23 protein-coding genes are annotated in these 26114 nt (G+C 61.8%); 10 read left to right on the top strand and 13 right to left on the bottom strand.

Annotation, left to right across the window (positions count from 1 at the left end):
* Positions 1 to 150: 150 nt before the first annotated feature.
* Positions 151 to 2547, bottom strand: coding sequence for an aldehyde dehydrogenase family protein (locus JYP46_RS15635; RefSeq protein WP_206548626.1), 2397 nt, complete (start codon positions 2545 to 2547; stop codon positions 151 to 153).
* An 11-nt stretch (positions 2548 to 2558) separates the two neighbouring features.
* Positions 2559 to 3518 (bottom strand): deoxyribose-phosphate aldolase, encoded by a 960-nt coding sequence (gene deoC / locus JYP46_RS15630; protein WP_206548625.1) that lies wholly within the window; start codon positions 3516 to 3518, stop codon positions 2559 to 2561.
* 234 nt (positions 3519 to 3752) lie between these two features.
* Here deoC and JYP46_RS15625 point away from each other — a divergent pair, with 234 nt between their 5' ends.
* Both JYP46_RS15625 and JYP46_RS15620 read left to right on the top strand, forming a co-directional pair.
* On the top strand, positions 3753 to 4259 hold the full coding sequence (locus tag JYP46_RS15625; protein WP_206548624.1) for an RNA polymerase sigma factor: 507 nt from the start codon (positions 3753 to 3755) through the stop codon (positions 4257 to 4259).
* Positions 4256 to 4981 (top strand): hypothetical protein, encoded by a 726-nt coding sequence (locus JYP46_RS15620; RefSeq protein WP_206548623.1) that lies wholly within the window; start codon positions 4256 to 4258, stop codon positions 4979 to 4981. The genes JYP46_RS15625 and JYP46_RS15620 overlap by 4 nt, the downstream gene beginning before the upstream one ends.
* 48 nt (positions 4982 to 5029) lie before the next feature.
* Here the strand turns inward: JYP46_RS15620 and JYP46_RS15615 are convergent, their stop codons facing one another.
* Positions 5030 to 5770, bottom strand: a complete 741-nt coding sequence (locus JYP46_RS15615; RefSeq protein ID WP_206548622.1) for a c-type cytochrome — start codon at positions 5768 to 5770, stop codon at positions 5030 to 5032.
* Between the two features lie 90 nt (positions 5771 to 5860).
* The gene (locus tag JYP46_RS15610; RefSeq protein ID WP_206548621.1) at positions 5861 to 7159 is read right to left on the bottom strand and encodes a sulfite oxidase; all 1299 of its coding nucleotides are present in this window, start codon (positions 7157 to 7159) and stop codon (positions 5861 to 5863) included.
* A gap of 288 nt (positions 7160 to 7447) precedes the next feature.
* Between JYP46_RS15610 and JYP46_RS15605 the strand changes: the two genes are divergently transcribed.
* Positions 7448 to 9196, top strand: a complete 1749-nt coding sequence (locus tag JYP46_RS15605) for an ATP-binding protein (protein ID WP_342357335.1) — start codon at positions 7448 to 7450, stop codon at positions 9194 to 9196.
* A 3-nt stretch (positions 9197 to 9199) separates the two neighbouring features.
* Entirely contained in the window at positions 9200 to 10798 is a 1599-nt protein-coding gene (locus JYP46_RS15600) for a putative bifunctional diguanylate cyclase/phosphodiesterase (RefSeq protein ID WP_206548619.1), read from the top strand.
* A 74-nt stretch (positions 10799 to 10872) separates the two neighbouring features.
* On the opposite strand, the gene JYP46_RS15595 is transcribed toward JYP46_RS15600, so the two are convergent.
* From JYP46_RS15595 to JYP46_RS15580, 4 genes are all read right to left on the bottom strand, one after another.
* Positions 10873 to 12159: a TRAP transporter large permease gene (locus tag JYP46_RS15595; RefSeq protein WP_206544850.1), complete on the bottom strand. Its 1287-nt coding sequence runs from the start codon at positions 12157 to 12159 to the stop codon at positions 10873 to 10875.
* Complete coding sequence (locus tag JYP46_RS15590; protein ID WP_210346626.1) at positions 12156 to 12713, bottom strand: TRAP transporter small permease; 558 nt, start codon at positions 12711 to 12713, stop codon at positions 12156 to 12158. The genes JYP46_RS15595 and JYP46_RS15590 overlap by 4 nt, the downstream gene beginning before the upstream one ends.
* An 82-nt stretch (positions 12714 to 12795) precedes the next feature.
* Positions 12796 to 13782 carry a TRAP transporter substrate-binding protein gene (locus JYP46_RS15585; RefSeq protein WP_206544851.1) on the bottom strand — a complete coding sequence of 329 codons (987 nt, stop codon included), beginning with the start codon at positions 13780 to 13782 and terminating at the stop codon, positions 12796 to 12798.
* 69 nt (positions 13783 to 13851) lie between these two features.
* Positions 13852 to 14901, bottom strand: coding sequence for a 4-hydroxythreonine-4-phosphate dehydrogenase PdxA (locus tag JYP46_RS15580; RefSeq protein WP_206544852.1), 1050 nt, complete (start codon positions 14899 to 14901; stop codon positions 13852 to 13854).
* 126 nt (positions 14902 to 15027) lie between these two features.
* On the opposite strand from JYP46_RS15580, the gene JYP46_RS15575 reads away from it, so the two are divergent.
* Positions 15028 to 15678 (top strand): GntR family transcriptional regulator, encoded by a 651-nt coding sequence (locus JYP46_RS15575; protein WP_222474181.1) that lies wholly within the window; start codon positions 15028 to 15030, stop codon positions 15676 to 15678.
* Positions 15679 to 15693: 15 nt separating this feature from the next.
* Here JYP46_RS15575 and JYP46_RS15570 read toward each other — a convergent pair whose 3' ends face one another.
* Genes JYP46_RS15570 through otnK form a run of 3 tightly spaced genes read right to left on the bottom strand, consistent with a single transcriptional unit; the run spans position 15694 to position 18370 of the window.
* The gene (locus JYP46_RS15570) at positions 15694 to 16464 is read right to left on the bottom strand and encodes a hydroxypyruvate isomerase family protein (RefSeq protein WP_206548617.1); all 771 of its coding nucleotides are present in this window, start codon (positions 16462 to 16464) and stop codon (positions 15694 to 15696) included.
* Positions 16464 to 17111 (bottom strand): 3-oxo-tetronate 4-phosphate decarboxylase, encoded by a 648-nt coding sequence (gene otnC / locus JYP46_RS15565; protein ID WP_113156913.1) that lies wholly within the window; start codon positions 17109 to 17111, stop codon positions 16464 to 16466. The genes JYP46_RS15570 and otnC overlap by 1 nt, the downstream gene beginning before the upstream one ends.
* Positions 17108 to 18370 carry a 3-oxo-tetronate kinase gene (gene otnK, locus JYP46_RS15560; protein WP_206548616.1) on the bottom strand — a complete coding sequence of 421 codons (1263 nt, stop codon included), beginning with the start codon at positions 18368 to 18370 and terminating at the stop codon, positions 17108 to 17110. Before otnK ends, otnC begins: the two co-directional genes overlap by 4 nt.
* 263 nt (positions 18371 to 18633) lie before the next feature.
* Here otnK and JYP46_RS15555 point away from each other — a divergent pair, with 263 nt between their 5' ends.
* The 5 genes from JYP46_RS15555 (at position 18634) to JYP46_RS15535 (ending at position 24030) form a co-directional block, all read left to right on the top strand.
* Positions 18634 to 20451: an IlvD/Edd family dehydratase gene (locus JYP46_RS15555; protein WP_206548615.1), complete on the top strand. Its 1818-nt coding sequence runs from the start codon at positions 18634 to 18636 to the stop codon at positions 20449 to 20451.
* Between the two features lie 113 nt (positions 20452 to 20564).
* Positions 20565 to 21356, top strand: coding sequence for a GntR family transcriptional regulator (locus tag JYP46_RS15550; protein WP_206548614.1), 792 nt, complete (start codon positions 20565 to 20567; stop codon positions 21354 to 21356).
* 123 nt (positions 21357 to 21479) lie between these two features.
* Complete coding sequence (locus JYP46_RS15545; protein WP_206548613.1) at positions 21480 to 22214, top strand: SDR family NAD(P)-dependent oxidoreductase; 735 nt, start codon at positions 21480 to 21482, stop codon at positions 22212 to 22214.
* Between the two features lie 28 nt (positions 22215 to 22242).
* Positions 22243 to 23085, top strand: a complete 843-nt coding sequence (locus JYP46_RS15540; protein ID WP_206548612.1) for a fumarylacetoacetate hydrolase family protein — start codon at positions 22243 to 22245, stop codon at positions 23083 to 23085.
* Between the two features lie 21 nt (positions 23086 to 23106).
* A complete protein-coding gene (locus tag JYP46_RS15535) occupies positions 23107 to 24030 on the top strand; it encodes an NAD(P)-dependent oxidoreductase (protein ID WP_206548611.1) in 924 nt (307 codons plus the stop codon).
* A 6-nt stretch (positions 24031 to 24036) separates the two neighbouring features.
* Here JYP46_RS15535 and JYP46_RS15530 read toward each other — a convergent pair whose 3' ends face one another.
* Both JYP46_RS15530 and JYP46_RS15525 read right to left on the bottom strand, forming a co-directional pair.
* On the bottom strand, positions 24037 to 24480 hold the full coding sequence (locus JYP46_RS15530; protein ID WP_206548610.1) for a PACE efflux transporter: 444 nt from the start codon (positions 24478 to 24480) through the stop codon (positions 24037 to 24039).
* A gap of 116 nt (positions 24481 to 24596) precedes the next feature.
* A complete protein-coding gene (locus JYP46_RS15525; RefSeq protein ID WP_206548609.1) occupies positions 24597 to 26078 on the bottom strand; it encodes a S8 family serine peptidase in 1482 nt (493 codons plus the stop codon).
* Positions 26079 to 26114: the final 36 nt, after the last annotated feature.

Below are 26114 nucleotides of genomic sequence, written 5' to 3'. Positions count from 1 at the left end.
TTTCCAGGCTAATCTAACCGGCAAATACAAAGACCGCGAGACAATTGAATCCCGGGAGGAGCAAATTGTTCGCATCGGACCGGCAAAATCACCGGTCCGAAGGGAATATTTATCCGGCAAAGGGCGCTTTCGTAGAACGTGCAGTGCGAGTCACGCGCCGTAGGGAACCCAGATATTCTTCACCTGAACCGCGCGGCGCAGATAGTCGCGTCCGCGTCCCTGCCCGTCATCGAGCCAGTTCGGCATGCGGCCATTGTTGACCCAGGTCGACTTCAGGTTTCCGGCCGATGCCTTCTCGACCATGGCGCTGCCTTCCGCCGAGCCGAAATACCAGAGCGCAGCCACTTCATCGTGCTCGGCAAGTGTCTTCACCAGAAGATCGCGCTCGCCGGTGACGATGTTCACCACACCGCCCGGCACGTCGGACGTGTCGAGAACCTGATAGAAATCGCCGGCGATCAGCGGATGGCGTGCAGATGGCGCGACCACGACCCGATTGCCCATGGCGATGGCCGGCAACACCAGCGAAACCAGCGACAGAAGCGGCGCTTCGTCCGGGCAGGCAATGCCCATCACGCCGAAGGGCTCGTTCATGGCAAGGGTCACATGGCGCGACTGGGTGGAGTGGACCGCCCCGTCGAACTTGTCGGCCTGCGCGGCGTAATAGAAGATGCGGCGCAGCGCCGTGTCGAACTCTTCGGTCGCCTTCTTCGCGCTGATCCCCGTGCTCTCGCACAGAAGCGCTTCCATGCCTGCGCGCCGCGCCTCCAGGTTTTCACCCAGATAGTAGAGCACCTGCGCGCGGTTGTGGCCGGTCGCACCGCCCCAGCCGCCGGCCTTCGCCGCCGCCTCGACCGCGTTGCGGATGTCCTTGCGGTTGCCGATGCCGGCTTCACCGATCACGAGCCCGCCCTTGCCGGTCACGGCATAGCTGTGGCCGCCATCGGGTCGCGCCTGCTTGCCGCCGATATAATTCTTCATGGTGCGGTCGATGCCCTCGACCAGCACCTTGCCGTTGCCGACCGGCGAGGCCGATGGCACGAATGCCTCCTGCCCTTTGGGCGCTGCGAGGCCCTTCTCCCAATCGGCGGCGAGATATTCGTAAAGCCCCTCGCGCGCGCCCTCGCGGCCAAAACCGCTCTCGCGATAACCGCCAAACCCGGCGCCCGCATCCAGCATGTTGGTGCAGTTGATCCAGACCACGCCGGCCTTCACCCGTGCGGCGAGATCGAGCGCCACATTGATGTTTTCCGACCAGACAGAAGCGGCAAGCCCGTAACGGCTGTTGTTGGCGAGCGCCACGGCCTCGTCCGGCGTGCGGAAGGTCATGGAAGCGGCGATGGGCCCGAAGATTTCCACCTGACAGACGGTCGAGGCAGGCTCGACGTCGGTGAAGAAGCCGGGCGCGATGTAATTGCCCTTTTCGGGAAGCGGCGCGGGAGCCTGCCAGAGCGCGCCCCCCTCCTCGACGCCCTTCGCCACGAGTGCGGAAATCCGCTCCACCTGAACCGGCGACACGATTGCGCCCACATCCGTAGACTTGTCGAGCGGGTCGCCAACGCGCAGCGTCTCAAGACGCGCCTTCAGCTTGGCGTGAAAGCGCTCTGCAATGCCTTCCTGAACGAGCAGGCGCGACCCCGCGCAGCACACCTCGCCCTGGTTGAACCAGATCGCGTCCACCACGCCCTCGACTGCCGCATCGAGATCGGCGTCCTCGAACACGATGAAGGGCGACTTGCCGCCCAGCTCCAGCGACAGCTTCTTGCCGGAACCGGCAATCTGCTCGCGGATGACGCGGCCCACCTGCGTGGAGCCGGTGAAGGCCACCTTGTCGACGCCCTCATGGCCGCAAATGGCAGCGCCCGTCGCGCCGTCGCCCTGAACGATGTTGACCACACCGGCAGGCAGACCGACCTCATGGCAGATTTCCGCAAAGGCAATGGCCGTCAGCGGCGTCAGATCGGCGGGCTTCAGCACCACCGTGTTGCCGGCTGCAAGCGCCGGTGCAATCTTCCAGGCGAGCATGAGCAGCGGGAAGTTCCACGGGATCACCTGCCCGCAGACGCCCACCGGCGAGAAGCCACGGAACTCGTCTTCCACCATCTCGGCCCAGCCCGCGTGATGATAGAAATGGCGGGCGACCAGCGGAATGTCGATGTCGCGCGTCTCGCGCACCGGCTTGCCATTGTCCATGGTCTCCAGAACGGCCAGGAAGCGCGAGCGCTTCTGCACATGGCGGGCAATGGCGTAGAGATATTTGGCGCGGGCGTGGCCGGAAAGCTTGGACCACTTGCCAAATGCCGCACGTGCAGCCTTCACCGCCGCATCCACGTCATCGGTCGTGCCGCAGGCGATCCGCGCCAGCTCCGCGCCATTGGCGGGATCGGAGACGGCGATTTCGCGCGCGCCCTTCGGCGTTACGAACCGGCCATCGATGTAATGACCGAAAGAGCGGCCATGGGCTTCAAGCCATTGGACGACATCGCCATTGGCTTCCGGAGAGGGGCCGTATTCCATGGTGCGCAAGATATCCTTGATGGAAGACATGTTTCGATTCCTCATGCGACCGCGTGACGGTTGGCGCTGGAATAGCGGCCGGTCACGAAGTGCTCCAATTGCCGTTCAATGTCGCCAAGCAACGAGCTTGCGCCGATGCGGAACAGGTCCGGCTCCAGCCAGCGATTGCCCAGCTCCTCTTTCATCAGCGTCAGCCAGGCCAGCGCATCCTTGGCGGTCTTGAGGCCGCCCGCCGGCTTGAAGCCGACAATCTGGCCCGAATATTCGCGATAATCGCGCAGCGCTCGCACCATGGTCAGGCTCACCGGCAGTGTGGCGTTCACGCCTTCCTTGCCGGTTGACGTCTTGATGAAGTCGGACCCCGCCTGCATGGCGACCATCGAGGCACGGTAGACATTGGTGAGCGTGCTCAGATCGCCGGTCGCCAGAATGGCCTTCATATGCGCCTCGCCACAGGCCTCGCGCATGGCGGCGATCTCGTCATAGAGCGCGCTCCAGTTCTGCGTGAGCACATATTCGCGGGTAATGACGATATCGATTTCGTGCGCGCCCTCTTCCACCGCATAGCGGATTTCCGCCAGGCGCTGCGGCAGGGGCATGAGGCCGGCGGGAAAGCCCGTCGCCACGGAGGCCACCGGAATGTTGCTGCCTTGCAGCGCCTTTACCGCATGGCCAACCATGGTCGGATAAACGCAGACAGCGCCGGTGGTGATGCCGGCATCGGCGAGCCCCAGCGCTTCCAGAATGTCTTCGCGCACCGGACGCCGCGCCTTGGCGCAAAGCCGGCGCACACGTCCCGGCGTGTCGTCACCGGCAAGTGTCGTCAGGTCGATGCAGGTGATGGCCCGCACGAGCCATGCCGCCTGATAGGCTTTCTTGACCGAACGGCGCGCGGCAAGCGTGCCCGCCCGGCGCTCGGCCGCAGTGCGGTTGACGGACACATCCTCGAACCATTCAGGTCTCAGTTGCGTGCCGGTGTTTCGGGCGAGAGCGTCGGTCATTGCAGCGTCCGTGTGTTTCGTGCCCGCCCCGCGAAAGACGGGGCTGCCAGATGATATGTTACGATAGCAACATTATGTTTGGATCGTTTCATAATTTCAGCGAGCCTGTCAACCCGCATCGCCTTGCCTCGCACAAAGTACAAGGTTTACTTTGCAGGAAATGGGGCTCCGGCAGTAAAATTTCGCAGAAGACGAAAGCAGCAACGGAGCATTGGGGAACGCGACCGGCAGCACATGGCTCATCTTTCGCAGATCGAATTGCTTCTTCCGGAATTGCGCGCCTATGCGCGCTCGATCTGTGGCGCGGCGGAAAGCCCGGATGATCTGGTCCAGGATGCGGTGGAGCGCGCCCTGCGTCACGAAACACGGCCAGAGCGTATCGAGGAACTGCGGCCGTGGATGTTTCGCGTCATCCGCAACCTTCATTACGACGAATTGAGAAAAAGACGCGTGCGCCGCGAATATATGGCAGCGCACAAACGTCTTATGGATGAAAGCGACGGAACGAGCAGCGCAGGACGCGATGTTCTCGTTCGGCTCGCCTTTGAGAAACTGCCGCCCGAGACGCGGGAGGTTTTGTTTCTCATCGACATCATGGGCTTCAAATATGCGGAAGCGGCCGAGATCATGAATGTGCCCACGGGCACGGTGATGAGCCGCATCAGCCGGGCCCGGAAAGAGCTTTTGCGCCGCGTAAACGGCGACGATCAGGATGAAGAGCAGGTAAAGCAGACTCCATGAGCAAGGTAACGGAAGAGGACTTCATCAGGGTCAACGCATTCCACGATGGCGAGCTGGGAAAAGAGAGCGAGGCTTTCGCCCGCAGGCTGGAGGAAGAGCCGGCATTGCAGGCCGCTCTGGCTGAAATCCGCGACATGTCTGCCAGCCTGAAGGCGCTCAGGCCGGAGCCGGCGGCTCACCCCGCAGGCCAGAACGACAACAGGTTCTCCTGGCGCTGGTGGGCGAGCGCAGCGTTCGCCGGTTCTCTCGCCCTGGCTCTTTTCATCGCTCTGCCGAAACAACCGGATACATCCGGGCCGGACACCGCGCTCGCCGTGCACGAGAGTTTTGCTGCGCAGACCTATGTGGCAAAAGACAAAACCTTCCGCACGATCGCCGGCGAACGGTCCGAGGACTTCCCGGACCTCTCCGCCGCCAACCTCACACTCGTCGCGATCAGGGACCTGCCCTATGGCACTGCGGCCCATTTTGCAGGGCGTGAAGGCTGCCGGTTGACCGTCGTGGCGAGCAACAGCTCCATAGAGACCGAAACGTCGCCCGGCCTGCAAAGCGCCCAATGGGATGTGCCGGATCGCTTCTACCGGATCTTTGCGACGGACATGGATGCGGGCAAGTTTTTAGCGATCACCGATTATCTGGAGCAGGCCACGCGCCGGATGGAGAGGCCTGAAACCGTGATCGCCCTGCAGGACGCGACCGCACGGGCCACGTCCTGCGGATAGGGGCAAAAATATTTCAGCCCCGCCGGAGCGGGGCTGAAATATGCGCCGTCAGTTCGGACGCGGGAAGTTCGGACGATCCTCATTGTAGTGGGCCGTCAGGTAATCGAGAATGATCGTGTGGTCGGGCTCGGCAATCTCGTCCATGCCCTGCTCATCGACCATCCATTTCAGCATTTTCTCCCAGCCCTCGCGGCTGAGCCCCTGCTGGGCGACGATCATTTCCGAATGGCAGGCGGTGCAGGTGTAGTAGGTTTCCTCGACACCGGCAGCGACTTTCAGCTTGCCGAAATCACCCTCGATGGTTTCTTCACCCTCGCCGGACGCCTCGGCCTTCTTCACGTCTTCGGCGGTCTCATTCTCTTCCTCGGCCGCGCCGAACTGGAGCGGATTGTCCGAGAACGTGTTGAGATAGGCGATCAGGTCGACGCGGTCATCCTCGCTCTTGAGGCCGGCAAAGGCCATCTTGGTGCCCTTCACCTCGGTGCGGGGCTGAAGCAGATAGGCATCGAGACGCTCGACCGTCCATTCGCCGCCATAGTTTTTCATGCCCGTGGAATAGGCGTAGCCGGGCGCATCTGCGGCCGGGCGACCGACGATGCCGTAAAGATTTGGGCCGACCTTGTTCCGGTCACCTTTTTCGATGGTGTGGCACGCCACGCAACGCTTGAACAGCGTCTCACCCTTTGAAACATCCGCTTCAGCAAGATCATCCTGCATATCCGCCATGGCGGGGGAAGCGACCAAAAGAGAAAGTCCGACAAGCCCCAGCCGAACAAAATTGAAGTTCATTATTCTTTTCTCCATGACAATCAGAACCGTGAAGCGGCGCACGGGCCGCTCCACGTTATCACTGGTCTGAATGAATACATATGAACCGGATCAGCTGGCGCGAACGCCAACCCGGTGCATCGAGTTGTTGAGATAGCCCTTCGGGTTCCACGCGATGGCGAAAGGCTGCATGTCGCCTTCGCTGTCCGTCGCGCGCGCCCAAATCTCATAATAGCCGGCCTGTGGCAGCGTCACCTTGGTGCGCCAGTTCTGCCATGCGCCGTCATTGACCGGATCATCCAGCTCGACCGTCTGCCAGGTCGTGCCGAAATCTATCGAGATATCAAGCTTGCTGATGGAGCGGTCGCCGGACCAGGCATGGCCGCGCACGTCCGTTTCCATGCCGATATCCGTGCCATTGGCCGGGAAGGTGATGAGGGATTTCACCGGCATGCGCTCGATGATGACGAAATCCTCTTCGGGCACTTCCTGACCGGGAGCCACCGGATAGGCCGGCACACGATAGGATGTGCCCGTCATCTTGGGGCCGTCATGCACCTGATCACGCAGCTCGATGCGCGTCAGCCATTTCTGTGCGGTGGAGGCCGGCCAACCCGCAACCACGAGACGCAGCGGTGCGCCATTCATCGGGTGCAGCGCCTCGCCATTCATCTCGAAGGCAATCAGCACATTGTCGGTCAGAGCCTTTGCGATGGGCACGCCACGCGAAATGGGCAGCTTGTCCGGATCGCCCGAAAGGTGGCCATCGGCGCCGTAATGGGCGGTGTAGACCACATTCGACTGCACGCCTGCCTTCTCCAACACGTCCTTCAGGCGCACGCCGGTCCATTCCGAACAGGCCACTGCGCCATAGGTCCACTGGTTTCCGGAAGCCGGCGGATCGAAGAAGCCGCGCCCATTGCCGCCGCACTCAAGCGTCAGCTGCATGGTCACCACTTCGAACTGATCACGCAGATCCGCAATCGAGAGTTCAAGCGGATTGTCCACGAAACCATCAATGGTCAGCGTCCATGCATCGGCATCGACGTTTTCCGGCGGAACACCGTTGTTGCGGATGAAGTGACGGCTGATGGGGGTGACAGCGTCATCGAGAAGTTCGGCCGGTGTTTCGGCATTGACGGGACGGTCGTTGAGAAGCGTGAGACCATCCTTTCCGGCAAGCGCGTCGCCATCCTGCGCGAAGGCGGCGGGAACGAGCCCTGCCGGCATGTTGCGATGGAACGGGATTGAAGCGCCCACCATCGCGGCCATGGTTGCAAGCCCGGTGTTCTTCAGGAAACCGCGGCGGCCGGCGTTGACGATGCCCTCGGTGGATGCGTCCGCAGATCCGGCATCTGCGCCGGATGCCGCCTCATTGCGGGTTTGTTTCGGTTCGGCGGTGCGCGTCATTTCATTCCTCCCTGTGCGCTGGCGGTTAAGCTGGCTCGCCGCATTCAAAATGCAGCTGTCGTGGGAGAGACGTGCGGGGAGAGAAAATTATTCCATCCTTTTGATTTTATTTTGAGACCGCACAATGGCGCTCTTAACGCATTACTTAAGAAATCCGTGTCCAATTCGCCTCATACGCGACCAGTTTCAGTTCACACGCTCAACAAGTTGCAGGTCCCAGACACCATGCCTGAGAGTTTCAACGGCTTCCCAAGCGCCTTACCGAACAGAAATGCGGATGACTGCTATGTGAGTTCGGTCAAGGGATCGGAAGCTTACATAGAATTGCCCATCGCCACGACGACAGAAGAACTGCGCACCACCGTCGGCAAATTCATGGCCATCGAGACCGGCGCGCGGGAGCTTCTGGGCCAGGTCACGGAAGTGTCTCTCAAGACACAGGCAGCGAGCACGACGGGAGGGCCGAAGGCCATTGCCCGGATCGATCTGGTCGGCGAAATTTCAAGCGACGCCAGCGGCCAGCGCCGGTTTCGCCGGGGCGTCAGCGCCTATCCAGCGATTCACGACCGGGCCCGGATCATCGGCAGCGATCAGCTGCGCCTGATATTTCGGGGCGACAAGAGTTCCTTTGCCGAGATTGGGCGGCTGCATCATGACACCAGCGTTCCCGCTTATGTGGATGTTGAAAATCTCGTCACCAAGCACTTTGCGGTGCTCGGCTCGACCGGTGTTGGCAAATCGAGCGGGCTTGCGGTCATCCTCCGGCAGGTCATCGCAAGCTGGCCGGAACTGCGGGTTCTGATCCTCGACAATCACAATGAATATGGCAGCGTCTTTGCCGATCAGGCGAACCTGGTGGGTGCGAAAAATCTGCGATTGCCCTACTGGCTGTTCAATTTTGAGGAATTTTCCGACGTGCTTTACGCTGGAAAACCCCCGATTTCGGCAGAAATCGACATTTTGTCGGAATTGATTCCGCTGGCCAAAACGCAATATCTCAACCGCCGCCAGACGGGCGAGCGCGCCAGCAGCCTGCGCAAGAGCGAGCCCCGCCAGAGCAGTTTCTCGGTCGACACGCCCGTGCCCTATCTGATGCAGGATCTGCTGGCGCTGATCGACGAGCGCATGGGCAAGCTGGAAAATCGCTCCTCGCGCATGACGCACCACCGTCTGATCGGGCGGATTGAAACGGTGAAGAACGATCCCCGCTACGCTTTCATGTTCTCCAATGCCACCGTTGGCGGCGACACGATGGCGACCATCCTGACGGAGCTTTTCCGGCTGGAGGCAAACGGCCGTCAGGCGACGATTATCCAGTTGGCGAGCCTGCCCATCGAGGTGGTGGACGCGGTGGTCTGTGTGATTTCGCGCCTCGCCTTCGATTTCGGCATGTGGAGCGACGGCGCGATGCCGCTGCTGCTGGTCTGCGAGGAAGCGCACCGCTTTGCCGCCGCCGATCCGACCGTTGGCTTTACGCCGAGCAAGAACGCCCTTTCCCGCATTGCAAAGGAAGGCCGTAAATATGGCGTCTATCTCGGTCTGGTGACGCAGCGCCCTGCCGAACTCGACCCCACCATCATCTCCCAGTGCAACACGCTTTTCGCCATGAGGATGGCCAATGAGCGCGATCAGGCGCTCCTGAAATCCGCCGTTTCCGACGCAACGGCCAATCTGCTGGAATTCGTGCCGTCTCTTGGGACGGGTGAAGTTGTCGGTTTCGGCGAAGGCATGCCGCTTCCCGTCCAGTTCGTTTTCAATCGTCTTTCGCAGGAACTCCTGCCGCGAAGCGAAGCTGCTGCCGCGCTGCCGAAAGATCTGAGCCCCGCCTCCAGAACCGAGTTTGTCAACGCGGTCGTTGAGCGCTGGCGCGGCTCGATCATGAGCCAGGCGCAGGGGCAGACGGCGAGTGCCGGACAGAGCGAGAGCATCGGTTCCCAAATGCCGTCCGGCAACGCAGCCTACCAGCGTGCAGAACAGGCAGAAGACAAGATTTCCAAGGCCCTGCAGCAGGCGCGCCGTGAATATCTGAGCCGCTAGCAGATGCCTCCTGCCCGCGCCCTGCCCTCCGATCTGGAGGGAATTCTGGAAAACGCCTCCTTCGGGCTGGCCGTTACGGATGCGGATGGGCTGGAAGTCTATGCCAACCGACAGGCGGGCCTGCACCGGCTTTCCGGAGACGAGGCGACGGTGCGGGAAATGCGTTTTGCCACGCAGACAGGCGACCGCAGCTTCAATGTGAGCCTGTGGCTGGATGCCGAAGCCCTGCCCGATCTCGATGAAGAGATATTCCGGCTTGCCTTCTTCGATGAACTGACGGGATTGCCGAACAAGACCCTGCTTGGCCGCATGGTCGGGGCGGAACTGCAAACGCATGCCGACCGGCAGGCAGCGCTTTTCCTGATCGATCTCGACGGGCTTGGCCGTACCAATGACTATTACGGGGCCGCCTTCACGAACCTCCTGATCGCCGCCTTCTCTGAACGCATGTCGTCCTGCGTGCGCAGTTGCGATGTTCTGGGTTATCTCGCAAACGGCATGTTCTGCATCTTCGTCACCGATCTCGAAGATCTCGACATTTCCGATTATGCGAACCAGCTGCTCGCCCGCGCCAAGGAGCCCTTTCTCATTCAGGGCATCGAGACATTTTCCTCGGCTTCCATCGGCATCAGCCTGTTTGCCGAAGATGGTGCGGATTTCGAGACCCTGCTCGTTTCCGCCGATCAGGCGCTGCGCGCGGCGAAGTCGGAATCGAAAGGCCGGATCGGCTACAAGCCGACAGCGTCTGCCCTGCGCGGCACCACCGATATGTCCATCGAACAGCGGTTGCGCACGGCGCTGCGTGACCAGAAACTCTGCTGCGTCTATCAGCCCAAGGTGAGCCTGAGGGACAACACGGTGGTTGGCGTTGAAACGCTTCTGCGCTGGCGCGATGACGATGGAAAACTGCAGGCGCTCGGCGATTTCGTGAATCTGGCCACGGATGCCGGCATCATTGATGCGGTTTCTGAGCATGTCGCACACGAGGTGATGGACTCCCTGCCGCGCATCGACGCCGTCTTCGCACCGAGCATTTCCATCAGCCTCAACATCACTGCGCATCAGGCGAGCAGTCCGGTTTTTACCCGCAACCTGCTCGACCTTCTGACCTCGTATCATCGCCCCGAGCGCTTCATTCTCGAAATCACGGAAGAAGCATTCCTGAATGGTGAGCTCCTGAGCAAAAACACGCTGCCCATGCTGCGCGAAGCGGGCGTGAAGCTCTCAATCGACGATTTCGGGGTCGGCTATTCCTCGCTTTCCGCACTTGCCGCAGTCACCGCCGATGAACTGAAGATAGACCGTTCCTTCGTGCAGAACGTTCACTGCCGCCCGCGCAGCCAGAGCGTTCTCAAGACCATTGAATCGCTCGGCCATGCGCTGGACATGAAGCTGGTGATCGAAGGTGTCGAGACGCTGGAAGAAGTGGAATATCTTAAGCAGAATACGGCCATTGACGTGGCGCAGGGGTACTATTTCAGCAAACCGTTTGCGCTCGAAGAATTCGTCGATACGAGCGACCTCCTGCCTTCAGGGAGAACGCGGGAACAGGCGCGGACCCATGCGCCCGCCCGGACGTCCGGCAACCGTTCGTCACGCTAGGTCCTGACGCTAAAACGCCCACCGTCTCATTGAAACGATGGGCGTTTTCAAGGCCTGCATTTCGCGGGGGACACCTAGCGGTCGTAGAAGGCGTCGACCAGGCCCAGTGACACTGGCGGCACATAGGTGACGAGCAGCAGCACCAGCATCAGAACCGCGATGAAGGGCAGATTGGTCTTGGTCGTGCTCCACACATCCGTCTTGGCGATGGAGCAGGAGGTGACCAGAACACTGGCGACCGGCGGGGTCTGCTGACCGAGTGCGATGTTCAGCGTCAGAAGAATGCCGAACTGCACCGGATCAATGCCAAGCTGGTGCACGAGCGGCATGAAGATCGGAACGGTCAGGATGATGGCCGCTGCACCGTGCAAGATCATGCCGAGGAACAGCAGGAAGACATTGATGATCATCAGGACGATGAGCTTGTTCGTCGTGATCGACAGAATGCCCTGCGCCAGGCGCTGCGGCAGCTCCGTTTCGGTGAGGTAGAGGCCGAGAACGGCAGAGCTTGCGACCAGAAGCATGACCACGGCGGTCTGCACGACGCCCTCCACGAGCGAATGATAAAGCCGCCCGAGGTCGATCTCCCGGTAGATGAACACGCCGATGAAGAGTGCGGTGACAACCGCGAGGCCTGCACCCTCCGTTGCCGTGACCAGACCGCCGAAAATGCCACCCAGAATGATGATTGGCAGAACGAGCGCCCAGGCAGCATCCTTTGTCGCGTGCCACAGGCGCGGAAGGCTGAAGCCATCCTCGCGCGGCAGGTTGTAACGCACGGCGAAATAATAGGAGAGCGCCATGAGAAGAAAGCCGCCAAGCACGCCCGGAACGATGCCGGCCACGAATAGCTGCACGATCGACGTGTTGGACAGGGCGCCATAGAGGATCATCGGGATCGACGGCGGAATGATGATCGCCAGCGAAGCCGATGACGAGGTGATGGCCGCCGCGAAACGCGGATTGTAGCCGCGCTTCTTCATGGCGGGGATCAGCACCGAACCCGTGGCGGCAACATCGGCCACGGCGGAGCCGGAGATCTCTGCAAAGAACATCGACACACCCACATTGACCATGGCGAGGCCGCCGCGGATGAAGCCGATGAGTGCGGAAACAAAGGCGATGAGGCGCGTGGAAATGCCGCCGGTGTTCATCAGCGCGCCGGCAAGGATGAAGAGCGGGATCGCAATCAGCGGAAAGCTGGTCGCGCCATCGAAGATGGAGAGCGCGGCGTTCAGAAAGCCCAGATGACCGTTGAGCAGCCAGAGGCCGGCAAGCGCGCTGGCGAGGATCGACACGGCAATCGGCAGGCCGATTGCGATCATCGCGAACATGGAAAGAAGGATAAGGGCTTCACTCATCGTGCGTTCTCCGCCTGAACACGCGACAATTCATCCTGCGCGCGGGCAATTTCATGTTCGATTTCGACGGCTTCCGGATCAATGCCGGCCTGCGTGCTGCGCAGACGTTCCGGCAGGGTGAGAAGGCGGCCGACGATCATCAGTCCGGCGCTCAAGGGCAGAACCGACTGCACGAAGCTTCGCGGCACGAAACGCAGCGTCGTCATGCTTTCATTGCCAAAAATTTCCAGAATGGCCCAGCCGGCCCAGGCCATTGCGGCGAAGGCGCCGATGAAGATGGTCTCGCCAAGCCAGAAGAGCAGCATTCGAATGGCAGGCGGCGAGCCGAGAAGGAGGCCATTGAAGCCCAGATGCGCATTGCGCAGCGTGGCCAGAACCGCTCCGGAAAAGGTGATCCAGGCGAGGAGCACCGCCGCGACCTCATCATACCAGATGAGCGAATTGCCCGAGTATCGAAACACGACACCGAGCACCACAACGCAGGAGAGCGCCAAAAGCAGGGTCAGCGTGACCGCCTGCAGAAAAAGATCGAGCCAATGGGCGAGCCGAACCATATCAAGAAACCCCAAGCCGGGCAGAATGCAAATCGAGTGGAAGTGGCGGGTGGCGCCCATGTTGAGACGCCACCCTGGGGCGTCAGGAACCGTCGGCCAGCGACAGCGCCTGATCGATCATCGCCTGACCGTTTTCGACTTCGGCGGCGAATTTGTCATAGAGTGGCTTGGAGGCCGCGACGAATGCAGCGCGGTCGGCCTTGTTGACCTTCATGCCGTTTTCCTCGAGCTGCTTCAGCAGATCGCCATCCTTGGAAGCGCCCATTTCGCGCGCCCAGATGGCGACTTCCTGTGCCGTCTCGGCGAGAACGGTCTGCACTTCCGGGTCAAGCTTCTCGAAAGCGGCGACGCCGACCGTCGGATAAGCCGGCGAATAGACGTGGCCCGAAAGCGACAGGTATTCCTGCACTTCGTCGAGCTTGCCGGCGGCAATGTTGGTCAGCGGATTTTCCTGACCGTCGATCACGCCGGTCTGAAGCGCGACAAATACCTCGGAGAAGCCCATCGGCGTCGGGTTTGACCCATATTCCTTGAACATGGCCACGCGCCAGGACGAATTCGGCGTGCGGATCTTCAGGCCCTTGAGGTCTTCCGGGGTGTTGATCGGGCGCTCATTGTTGGTGATCTGGCGGAAGCCGTTTTCCCAGATCGCCAGCGGGCGATAGCCCTGCTCCATGGCGGCCGGCACCAGCACGTCCTTGAAAAGGGTCTCGTCGATCTTCGTCAGATGCTCGCGGTCCGCCACAAGGAAGGGCAGATCGAAGATCGCGTATTCCGACGCAATGTCGGGCATGGTGGAAGACGGCAGTGTCAGGTGCATGGTCCCGAGCTTGATCTTCTGCAGCATGTCCTTGTCCTTGCCCAGCTGAGAGCTGTCAAAGACCTTGACCACGGCTTTGCCATCAAGCTTTTCGTTCACACGGCGTGCGAACTCGCTGGCCGTCTGCTGCTGCAGAGAACCGGTGGCAGCGCTGAGACCGAAGATGATTTCTTCCTGAGCCTGCGCGACGCCGGCGCCCGTTGCCGGCAGCAGGGCTGCCAGACAGAATGCAATATGCTTCAGTTTCATGACTTTCCTCCCTTGATTTTCTCTCCGCGCGGCCCTCCCTGGCCGCCCGGCACTGCTTGCCAGGTTCACCTAACCGGAAACCGCCTGCCGCTCGTGCGAGGCAGAAGCTTCCGCGCCGTTCTGCGAACCAAGCTCGTCTCCGAGCCGGCGCCCAAGCGCCAGCGCGTTGAAGGTCGCTCCCGTATCGGCGATGCCCTTGCCCGCAATGTCATATGCCGTGCCATGGGCAGGCGTGACGATCGGGAAAGGATAGCCGGCAATCAGTGTGACGCCGCGATCGAAGCCGAGCAGCTTCATCGCGATCTGTCCCTGGTCGTGATACATGGTCATCACGGCGTCGAATTCGCCCCGGATGGCCCGCACAAACACGGTGTCGGAGGGGATCGGCCCGGTTACGGCCAGCTGCTCCTGCTGCGCGCGCTCCACTGCGGGGAGCAGGATGTCCTCGTCTTCCCAGCCGAAATTGCGGCCGTCGCCCGCATGGGGATTGAGCGCCGCCACGCCGATGCGCGGCCGCTTGATGCCAGCGCCTTCCATCACCTCGGTGGTGAGTTTCAGGCTCTCATAGATCCTGTCGACGGACAGCTTGTCGGCAACGTCGCGCAGGGGAATGTGCGACGTGACGCGCGCGTTCCACACCTCATCCAGAACGTTGAACTCGCGACCGCTGCGCTCTGCCTCGATGGTGGCGTCGATGAAGCCGATTTCATCCACATAATCTGACTTTGCCAGTCGCATCGCGTGCTTGTTGAAGGGGGTGAAGAACACCGCTTTGGCAAGGCCCGCCTTGCCGACCTTCAGAGCTGCGGCAAAATTGTCGAGCGCGGCGCGACCGCCTTCCATGCTGGCCTCGCCGATGGGCACGTTTTCGGGGTCGCAATTGCCCATGTCCACCAGGACCGTACCTTCGGGAAGGTCGCCCTCGAGCGCCTCGCGCGGCACCACTGGAAGATCGAGCGAAAGGCCGGCCTGACGCGCACCAAGCGCCAAAACCCGCTGATCGCCGATCACGATCAGATCGCCAAGATTGGCTTTCTCATCGGCCAGGATACGTGCCGAAAGCTCCGGACTAATGCCCGCTGGATCTCCAATCGCAAAGGCGATGCGTGACTGCTGCATTGTGTATTCCTTATTTTGTATACAAAATATACAATTATAAATTCGCACGTCAACGCATCTTTTTGTATGTTTCGGAAATCCCGATGATTCAGGAGAGCTCGTTTGGAACTCAGCAGCCCCTTTCCCATGGAAGCCGTGGCGATCGAAAAGCAGACACTGCATGACCAGGTCGCCAACCGCATTCGTGATCTCATCATTGAGGGCCATCTCGCGCCCGGCACGCGCATCGACGAAACCATGCTCGTTGAGCAGCTTGGCGTCTCGCGCACGCCTTTCCGCGAAGCGCTGCGCACACTGGCGGCCGAAGGACTGATCATCATTCGTCCGTCGAAAGGCAGCATCGTGCGCAAGCTCACCCCGCAGGATGTGTTTTCGATGCTGGAATTGCTCGCGCATCTGGAAAAGCTGGCGGGACGGCTGATCTGTGAACGCGCCAGCGATGCGCAGATCGACGGCCTTTTGAAGCTTCATGAGGAAATGCTGAAGCGCTATCGGGAGGGCGACCGCCTGCCCTATTACAAGCTGAATCAGGAATTCCACTCGCGCGTTTCGGAGCTTGCGGGCAATGAATCGCTGCGCGATGTGCAGGCGAACATTCAGGCGCGCCTCAAGCGCATCCGCTTCCTTGGCAACAGCAAGCCGGCCTATTGGGATTCCGCCGTTGCCGAACACGAGCAGATGGCCGCCGCCCTGAGAAAGCGCGACGGCGAAGCGCTGGGCCAGGTTATGGCGCAGCACCTGATGAACACCTGGGACCGGGTGAAGGATCACATCTGACGGCGCGCTGCGCCGTCAGGTGTTGGCAAACGCCCTGGCCCAGCCAAGCCCCTCATCCGTGCCCGCGCGCGGCTTGTATTCCGCGCCGAAGAAACCCTCATAGCCGCCGGCGCGCATGGCGGGCAGCAGACGTTCGAAGCAGATCTCTCCCTCATCCGGTTCCGCGCGCGATGGCACTGCCGCGATCTGCACATGGCCGATGAGATCGCCATGGGCGGCAAAGCGGCGAACGAGATCTCCCTGCATGATCTGGGTGTGATAGCAGTCGAACATTATCTTGAGGTTCGATGCTCCGACGCGTCGGATGATTGCTGCCGCCTGCTCCACGCGGGAGAGGAAATAGCCCGGCACGTCATGGTGGTTGATCGGCTCGATCAGGATCGTGATTCCATGGGGTTCGGCTGCCTTGCAGGCATGGGCGAGATTGGCCGCGAACGCGGCTTCCGCCGCCTCGTCTTCCGCTATCCGGCCCGCCATGACGTGAACGGCGCGTGCACCCACTGCCGCAGCATAGGCCACCGCCTCGTCGATTGCCGCGCGGGCTTCCTCCTCGCGCCCCGGCAGGGCCGCGAGACCGAAATCTCCTTCGCGGTCGCCCTTGCGGGTGTTCAACCCGAGAAGCGGGAGCCCCGTTTCCTCAAGGGCGGCGCGCAGCTCTTCGGCCGGAACCGCATAGGGCCAGTGGCACTCGACGGCTCCGAAGCCGGCCGCGTGGGCCTTACGGACCGCATCCGGCAGGGAAAGCTCTGTCCAGAGGAACCCGAGATTGGCGGAAAAACCCTGCATCAAGACCACTCCACATCGAATTTCGTCACCACCTGAGCGATCTGCTCGGATGTCAGAACGCTGGGCGAGAGCCCGCGCGTGAGAAGCGCAAGCCGCGCGGTTTCCTCCAGCTCCTCAATGGCCTGACCTGCGGCGCGCAGATCCTTGCCCGCCACGACGGGGCCGTGATTGGCCAGCATGACGGCAGAGCGCTTTCCGGCCAGTCCGCGGATCGCTTCGCCGATGGCGACATCGCCGGGGATGAAGTAGGGAAGCAGCTTCACCTTGCCGAGCTGCATGATGGAATAGGCCGTGAGCGGCGGAAACAGATTGTCCGGATCGACATCCGGCAAAAGCGACCAGGCGACGGAATGCGTGGAGTGCAGATGCACGATGGCGCCTGCCCTGGAGCGCGTTTCGTAAAACGCCTCGTGCAACGGCATTTCCTTTGTGGGCTTGTCGCCATCCACATGCCGGCCCGATGCATCGAAACGGCTGAGCCGCGCCGGATCGAGCGTGCCGAGGGTCGAGCCGGTGGGCGTTACCAGAAGGCCGCCATCGCTTGTGCGGGCGGAAACATTGCCGGTCGCGCCATGGGTCAGCCCGCGCGAATGAAGCGAGGCGGCAAGCGTGCACATTTCCTCGCGGAGTCTGCTCTCTTCACTCATGCGGCTTCTCCCTTCAGCACATTGAGCGCCTTTGCGAAAAATACGTCGTCACCGAAATTGCCGGATTTCAGCGCCACGAAAACGGGGCGGCCTGCGGCCTTGAGCGCGGGAACGCCCGGCGCGATCTCCGGCCCCACATCAAGTGCCAGAAGATCAAGCGCCTCAACAACGGCTCCCGATGTCTCGCCGCCGGCAACCACGAGCCGCTCGTAACCATCGGCCACGAGCTGCACGGCTGCTGCCGCGAAGAAGCCTTCAAGAGCGGATGCAACTTCCTCGCGGCCGAATGCGGCCTGCGCGGCACGCACCACGTCCGGGTCGGCAGAGGAATAGACCAGAGGCGCAATGCCGGCGGGCTGCTCCCTGACCCATGCGACTGCTGCCTGCGGTGTCATTTCGCCGGAGAGCACGGCTTCCGGCTCGATCTTCAGGGCGGGATGAGCCGCTGCGTATTCGCCGATCTGCCGGCGCGTCTGACCGGAGCAGGAGCCGGAAAGAATGGCGGCACGGCCGGAAGATCCCTGCCAGCCTTCACCGCCCTGTCCCAGAAGGCCCGCATCGCGGAAATTCGCCGGCAGCCCCAGCCCAAGGCCGGAGCCTCCCGTGACCAGCTTCATGTCGCGGACGGCAGCACCGATCTGGTGCAGATCGTCATCGGCAATCGTGTCGACAACGATGCGCGTGCGGCCATTGGCGGCCTCCTGGCGCAGTGCGCCGGCAATTGCGTCGGCCCCCTGGCGCACGGTCTGCGCGCCGACATGACCGACCGAACCAGTGGTCTGCGGCGCGAGCCAGCGACGGATATCGGCATCGCGCATCGGGGTTAGCGGGTGGTGCTCCATGCCGCTTTCGCTGAGCAGACGGTCATTGACGAAGAGATGCCCCTGATAGACCGTCCGCCCCGTCGCCGGAAAGGCCGGGCAAACCACCGTCTGCTCCGCGCCAAGACGCTCCATCAGCGCGTCGATGACGGGGCCGATATTGCCTTCGGGCGTTGAATCGAATGTCGAGCAGTATTTGAAATAGATCTGCTGCGCGCCCTGCTCCAGAAGCCACTCGACAGCCTCAAGCGACTGGCGCACGGCGTCCGCCACGGGGATGGTGCGCGATTTGAGCGCGACCACGCCCGCCTCCACGGACGCGTCGGCGGGGCCATCGGGCACGCCGCAATACTGGATGGTTTTCATGCCGCTCTTGGCCAGCATGTTGGCGAGATCGGAGGAGCCGGTAAAATCATCCCCAATACAGCCGAGCAACATTCGCATCTCCTCCATACGCAATTCCGCGTAAATGTGACAACGTATCCATAAAAGTCAATGGAGCTGACATTTCCAGATTGGGAATTGAGAGAAGACTTTCAAAGGAAGATTAAATATCTCAATTCAATCAGCTTTTGTGGTTGGAGAGATGTGTGTTTCCGGTGTCGGGCAGCATCAGTCGCTCACTGAAGTTGATAATTTTTTGTGTATACATTAATGGGGAAGTGGGTAAGATGGCCTGAAATCGAGCATCCGGAGATGTCATGAGCAGCGATCAGAAACGCCCTTTCCTGCGCTCACGCGCCTGGTTCGACAATGCCGACAATCCAGACATGACGGCGCTCTATCTTGAGCGTTATCTGAATTTCGGCCTGTCGCAGGAAGAACTGCAATCGGGCAAGCCGATCATCGGCATCGCGCAGACCGGCTCCGATCTCTCGCCCTGCAATCGTCATCACATCGAGCTGGCGAAGCGGGTTCGCGAGGGCATTCGTGAAGCCGGCGGCATTGCCATCGAGTTTCCGGTGCACCCGATACAGGAAACCGGCAAGCGCCCCACCGCATCGCTCGACCGCAATCTCGCCTATCTGAGCCTTGTGGAAGTGCTTTATGGCTATCCGCTCGACGGCGTTGTTCTGACCATTGGCTGCGACAAGACCACGCCCGCACTTTTGATGGCGGCGGCGACGGTCAACATTCCGGCCATCGCGCTTTCGGTCGGCCCGATGCTGAACGGCTGGTTCCGGGGCGAGCGCACGGGCTCGGGCACAATCGTCTGGAAGGCGCGCGAGATGATGGCCGCAGGCGAGATCGACTATGAGGGTTTTGTGCGCCTTGTCGCCTCTTCCGCTCCATCGACCGGCTATTGCAACACGATGGGCACGGCGACCACGATGAACTCGCTGGCGGAAGCGCTGGGCATGCAGCTGCCGGGCTCCGCCGCCATTCCCGCACCCTATCGCGACCGGCAGGAAGTGGCCTGGCGCACGGGCCTGCGCATCGTCGACATGGTGCATGAAGACCTGAAGCCAAGCGATGTGATGACGCGTGAGGCGTTTCTGAACGCGATCCGGGTCAATTCCGCAATTGGCGGTTCGACCAATGCGCCTATTCATCTGACAGCCATCGCTCGCCATCTTGGCGTCGAACTCTCCATCGATGACTGGCAGACCTATGGCGAGACAGTGCCGCTCCTGGTGAATTTGCAGCCAGCGGGCGAATATCTGGGCGAGGACTATTACCATGCGGGCGGTGTGCCGGCGGTGGTGAACCAGCTCATGTCCGCAGGGCTGATCCATGAGGATGCCAAGACGGTCAATGGCAAGACCATTGGCGATAATTGCGGCACGGCGGCCATTGCCGATGAAAAGGTGATCCGTCCCTTCGACAACCCGCTCCGGGAAAATGCGGGCTTCCGCGTTTTGAAGGGAAACCTGTTCGGCTCCGCGATCATGAAACTGTCGGTCATTTCCGATGAATTCCGCGAGCGCTATCTCTCCAACCCGGACGATCCGATGGCGTTTGAAGGACGCGCCATCGTGTTTGACGGGCCTGAGGACTATCACGCGCGCATTGATGACCCTGCAATGGACATCGATGAAAACAGCGTCCTGTTCATGCGTGGCGCAGGCCCGATCGGCTATCCGGGTGCGGCGGAAGTGGTGAACATGCGCGCGCCCGATTACCTGATCAAGCGCGGCGTGACCTCCCTGCCCTGTGTGGGTGATGGCCGCCAGTCGGGCACTTCGGGTTCTCCCTCCATCCTGAACGCATCGCCGGAAGCGGCCGCCAATGGCGGGCTTGCGATCCTGAAAACAGGCGACCGCGTGCGCATCGACCTGAACAAATGCACCGCGGACATGCTTTTGCCGGAGGATGAACTCGAAAGGCGTCGCACGGAGCTTGAGAAAGCCGGAGGCTATGCCTACCCGGCGCATCAAACACCCTGGCAGGAAATCCAGCGCGGCATGGTTGCGCAGCTGGATGCCGGAATGGTGCTTGAGCCGGCCGTCAATTATCAGCGCCTCGCGCAGGGCGGCAAGGATGGCAAAATGCCTCCCGTGCCACGCGACAATCACTAGGGGCAAGACCGGCTCATGAAGATCTGTTTGCGGACAACCAAAACGCTTGAATCTGGCAGCGAACATCTGCCAACCATGACAGGCGCACCCGCAGGTTTGCGGCACGGAAGGCATTGAGGGAGGGAGATCTGAGCAAGACCGAAGGCAAGAAGGCGGCGACCGCAAAGCAGGCACCCGGTAACAGGGCCGCAGAAACGGCTGTTGCCGTTTCGCGCCCGCGCCCCAGCCTGCAGGGGATCGGCAAGATGCCGGCGCGCGACCGCGCCTATCACGAGCTGAAGTTCCGCATTCTCGAAGGCCGGCTGCCGCCGGGCACCACGCTTCTGGAAACGGAAGTGGCCAGCCTTCTTTCGCTCAGCCGCACGCCCGTGCGCGAAGCGCTGATCCGGCTAGAGGAAGAAGGGCTGGTCGATGTGCGGCCCCGCCACGGGATCACGGTCAAGGCGCTGACGGTCGATGAGATCGAGCAGATCTATCAGGTCTTTTCAGCGCTCGAGGTGAAGGCGGCGCAGCTGACAGCGCGGCGTGGCATCAGCGCTGAAGATCACAAGCGGCTGGATGGCATCCTCACCCAGATGGAGCGCGCCTCGCAGCGTGGCGACATTGAAAGCTGGTCGGAGCTTGATGACGAGTTCCACTCGGAACTGGTGGGGCTGTGTGGCAACCCGCGCCTGCTCTCCATGCTGAGGCAGCTCTGGGACATGCAGTATCACGCCCGCCGGGCAATCACGAAGCTGCGCCCGCTGCCGCTCGTCTCCGACCGCGAGCACCGGGCAATTCTCGCCGCCATCGCGGCGGGGAATGCGGAGGAAGCGACCCGGCTGCATCAGGCGCATCGCGACCGCGCCGACCAGCAATTGCTGTCGCTGCTGCGCCAGCGGGGCACGACACCGACAGAGCTTTAAACCGTCTTTGCGGCCAGTGAGGCCAGAACCGGGACTTAAGACGTCCAGAAACAATGTATACATTGTGATTTGCCGATGTCTGTGCCAAGACAGTCAGCGGAACGAAATGAGGAGGGGCATTTCATGAACCACATCGATCTTGAGGGAAAAAGAGCGATCATCACCGGCGGTGCTCAGGGCATTGGACTGGCGACGGCGGAACGCTTCATCGAAAGCGGTGCGGAGGTGATCCTCTGGGACATCAATGCCGAGATGCTGGACAAGGCCGTGGCGGAGCTGGGGGAGAAGGCCGCCGGCCGCGTGGTGGAACTGACCGAGGAAGATGCGGTGACCGAAGCTGCACGGCAGGCCGGCGCGATTGACATACTCGTCAACAATGCCGGCATCACGGGCGGCAATGGCAAGACCTGGGAGCTTGCGCCCGAAGTGTGGCGGCGCACGGTGGAGGTCAATCTTGTCGCGCCCTACCTCACCTGCCGGGCGCTGATACCGGGCATGATCGAGCGCGGCTATGGCCGCATCGTCAACATTGCTTCCATTGCCGGCAAGGAAGGCAACCCCAACGCCTCGCATTATTCGGCCTCCAAGGCCGGGCTGATCGGGCTCACCAAATCGCTGGGCAAGGAACTGGCCAAGACGGGCGTTATCGTGAACTGCCTGACGCCGGCGGCCGCCCGCACCCCGATCTTCGACCAGATGAGCCAGGAGCATATCGATTACATGCTCTCGAAAATTCCATTGGAGCGCTTTCTCGAACCGGCGGAAGCGGCGGCAATGATCGCCTGGCTTGCCTCGGCAGAGTGCTCCTTCACAACCGGCGGCGTGTTCGATATTTCCGGCGGACGCGCGGTCTACTGATCCGAGATAAATACAGAGGAACGATGACATGAAGCTGTTGCGTTATGGCCCTGCAGGGCAGGAAAAGCCGGGCATGCTCGCGGCGGACGGTACGCTGCGCGATCTTTCCGGCACTGTTGCCGACATTGCCGGCGACGTCATTTCGCCAGAGGGGCTGGAGCGCCTGCGCGCTATCGATCCGCAGTCCCTGCCTGTGGTTGAGGGAGAGCCGCGCCTTGGCCCATGCGTGGCCGGCCTGCAGAAGATCGTGTGCATCGGTCTCAACTATTCCGACCATGCAGCCGAAACCGGCGCTGAGCCGCCGGAAGAGCCGATCATCTTCGCCAAGGCGCTCAACGCGCTGTGCGGCCCCAATGACGATGTGGAAATGCCGCGTGGCTCCACGGCGCTCGACTGGGAGGTGGAGCTGGCCGTGATCATCGGCAAGAAGACGAAATATGTGAGCGAGGCGGATGCGATGGATCACGTCGCCGGTTTCGCGATCATGAACGACGTCTCGGAGCGGAATTTCCAGACCAAGCGTTCCGGCCAGTGGACCAAGGGCAAGAGCCATGACACGTTCGGCCCGCTCGGGCCATGGCTTGTCACGCGCGACGAAGTGGCCGACCCGCACAATCTCGACATGTGGCTGGATGTGAATGGCGAGCGCCGCCAGACCGGCAATTCGAACACGCTGATCTTCAACGTGCCGCACGTGATTTCCTACCTCTCGCAGTTCATGACGCTGATGCCCGGCGACGTGATTTCCACCGGCACGCCGCCCGGCGTGGGCATGGGCATGAAGCCGCCGCAATATCTGAAGCCCGGCGACGTGATGACGCTTTCCATCGCCGGTCTCGGCGAACAGCGCCAGACAGTCGTTCAGGCCTGAATACAGGAAGTGGAGCCCGCCATGAGCATCAAGAATGTCACCCTCATCGGCACCGGCATCATGGGCGCGCCCATGGCGCGCAACATTGCCGCGGCGGGCTTCAACCTGACCGTCTGGAACCGCACCCGCGCCAAGGCGGAGCCGCTTGCGGATGTCGCAACGGTTGCGGACGACCCGCAGACGGCCGTGGCGCAGGCTGACGCCATCGTGACGATGGTCGACAACTCGCCCATCGTCACCGAGATCTATTTTGGCGGGAACGGCATTGCGGAGCGTGCGCCGAAAGGTGCGCTTTTCATCGACATGTCATCGATCCAGCCAGCGGTCGCCCGCGATCATGCGCAGATGCTCTCCCAAAGCGGGCACAGGCATCTGGATGCGCCCGTATCGGGCGGTGAGAAAGGGGCCATCGAAGCAACGCTTGCCATCATGGCGGGCGGCGAGGCTGGAGACTTCGCCGATGCGGAGAAACTGCTCTCCTCCATGGGGCGGGCAACCCATGTGGGCACGCACGGGGCCGGTCAGGTTGCGAAACTCGCCAATCAGGCAATCGTGGCTGTCACCATTGGCGCGATTGCCGAAGCATCTCTTCTGGCGCAGGAAGGTGGATGTGACCCGGCTGCACTGCGCGATGCTCTGATGGGCGGCTTTGCTACCTCACGCATTCTGGAACTGCATGGAGAGCGGATGCTGGAGCGCAACTTCATACCCGGCGGCCCGCTTGAACTGCATCTCAAGGATCTCGAAAACGCGCTCGAAGTGGCCGAAGCGGCCAGGCTGAAACTGCCGCTCACGGAACAGACGCGCGACGCGTTTCGCGCACTTGTTCACGACATGAAGATGGGCCGACACGACCATGCAGCCTATCTGCTGTGGCTTGAGGCGATCAATCCCGGAAAGCGGCTCGGCAGCGGCGAGACGAAGGCCCCGCCGCTCAAGGGCTGAACGTGATCAGGCCCTGCTGTTCTCGGGAACGGCACGCGCTTCGGGCACGGGAAAGATCAGGTCATACGCCCAGTTGAAAACGAAAGCGTAGACCAGGTAGAAAAGCGCGAAAGAGGCGTTGACGAACAGCGCCTCCACCATGGGAACGCCGAGAAGTGCTGCCGTGAACGGCATCAGGACGACCAGAAGGCCACCCTCGAACAGAACGGCGTGAACGACGCGCATGAGCACCGTTTTGCGGACACTGCCGGTGAAACGGCGCAGCGCATGGTCGAAACCCAGATTGTAAATATAGTTCCACGCCGTGGCGACCGTGGCGCTGACGACCACGACGATGCCCATCTCGAACATGGGCTTGCCGAAAAGCCACGAGGCGATTGGCGTGACGATGAGAAGGGCGATCAGCTCGAAACTGACGGCGTGGCGAATACGGTCTGCGGCAGTGCGCATCTTGCTCCCCGTTGGTACTCGGGCCGTCCCGAAATGGTTCCCGGAATGGGGGAGGTCGTCCTCGCTTCGGCGTGCAATATAGGAAGCGTGTCGCACAACGCAAGGATGGTTTCAGATTACTCGCCCGGCAGGGCCGCCGGGCACAGGCCGGAGGCCTGAAGCAGGCCGTGACCGAACACCGGATCGCGCCCTTCAGCCCCGAGATCCAGCGCTGTTTCCGCGAGGATTGCCTTCACCGCCCGATGGTCGAGGCTTTGATCCTGACGTTTGAGCATGGCCGCTGCTGCGGTGACGAAGGGGGCTGCGAAGGAGGTCCCGGTCTTGGGACGTGCGCCGGAAACCGAAGCGGCGGTCCAGACCTGCACGCCGGGGGCGGCAAAATCGATGTGGTCGCCCTGCCCTGCCCGGCGATAAACGCGCTTTGCGCGGTCCACTGCCGTGACCGCGATGACCGTGTCATACGCTGCGGGATAGACCGGCTTCGCGCGCGGTCCGTTGTTGCCGGCGGATGCAACGACGACGACGCCCTTTTGCGCCGCCTCGTTGACGATCCGCTCGACCACTTCATTGGCCGCGCCCGCCAGGCTGAGATTGAGCACTGCGACCTCCTGGTCGACCACCGCATCGATGGCAGCGATCAGGTGATAGGCGTCGGCCCGTTCGTCGCCCGCCTTGCGGTAAAACGGATCGGCGGCGACGAGTTTCGCGCCATTGAGGAGCCCCGGCGACCGGCTTTCGCCGGAACCGATCAGGATCGCCGCGACCGCCGTTCCGTGCTGACGGCCTGAATCGGAGCCGCCCGACACTTCCATCTGGACGAACTCGATCTCGCCGCCGTCGAAGGTGGTGTGCTCGGGGTTGATGCCGGTGTCGACAATGCCGACGCGAACAGGGCTCGCACAGGCGGGATCCTGCCCGCCGGGCTCGACCCATCCGACCAGCGCCCTGTCGGGACAGTGCGGACCTTCGCAACCGATGAGCCCGGCGCCATCTGCACCACCGCGTGAAGACGGGCGATAGTGATGATTAAGATCGAGCAGTGCATCGGGCCTGAGTGCGCGTACGGTATCGCGGGCTGCATCGAGCGTTTGTTCCGCCGGGATGCGCAGCCGGTAGAGCGTTGCCGTGAGTGACAGGAGGTCGATCTGTTCCAGGACGGCGAAGCCATCGTCGACGAGCGCCTCTATGTCTCCCTGGCTCAGTCCCAGCGCGATGACCTCACGGTCGGCGTGGATGGCGGGGGGCGGTGCGGCGCGCCGGGCAGCGGGCCTGCTGCGGCGCGGTGCGCTCTTGCGGGGATTGAGGCGCTGTTTCAGCGCATCGAAGAGTGTCTTTCCGGAAGAGCCCGAGCGCCGGGACGACCCGGATGAACCGCCGGAGGAGCTTCCGCTGAAGCTCGTTCCCCCGCTGCTGCCGCCGCCTCCACCGCCGCCGTTGTCATCATCGTCATCATCATCGTCGTCGTCATCATCGTCATCGTCGGCAAATGCATAGCCGGCCGGGTCATTCACCAGCACGGGCGCGATCGCCATGGGCAATCCCAAAAGCGCGATGAACAATAGACGGACGAAGCAGCGATAGCTGTGTTTTGCGTTCATGAACCCTTCCATTCGACGCCTCATTAGCATTTTTTG

The organism is Nitratireductor aquimarinus (assembly GCF_017255295.1).
GTDB lineage: Bacteria > Pseudomonadota > Alphaproteobacteria > Rhizobiales > Rhizobiaceae > Nitratireductor > Nitratireductor aquimarinus.
This window is presented reverse-complemented; position numbering and strand designations above follow the sequence as displayed.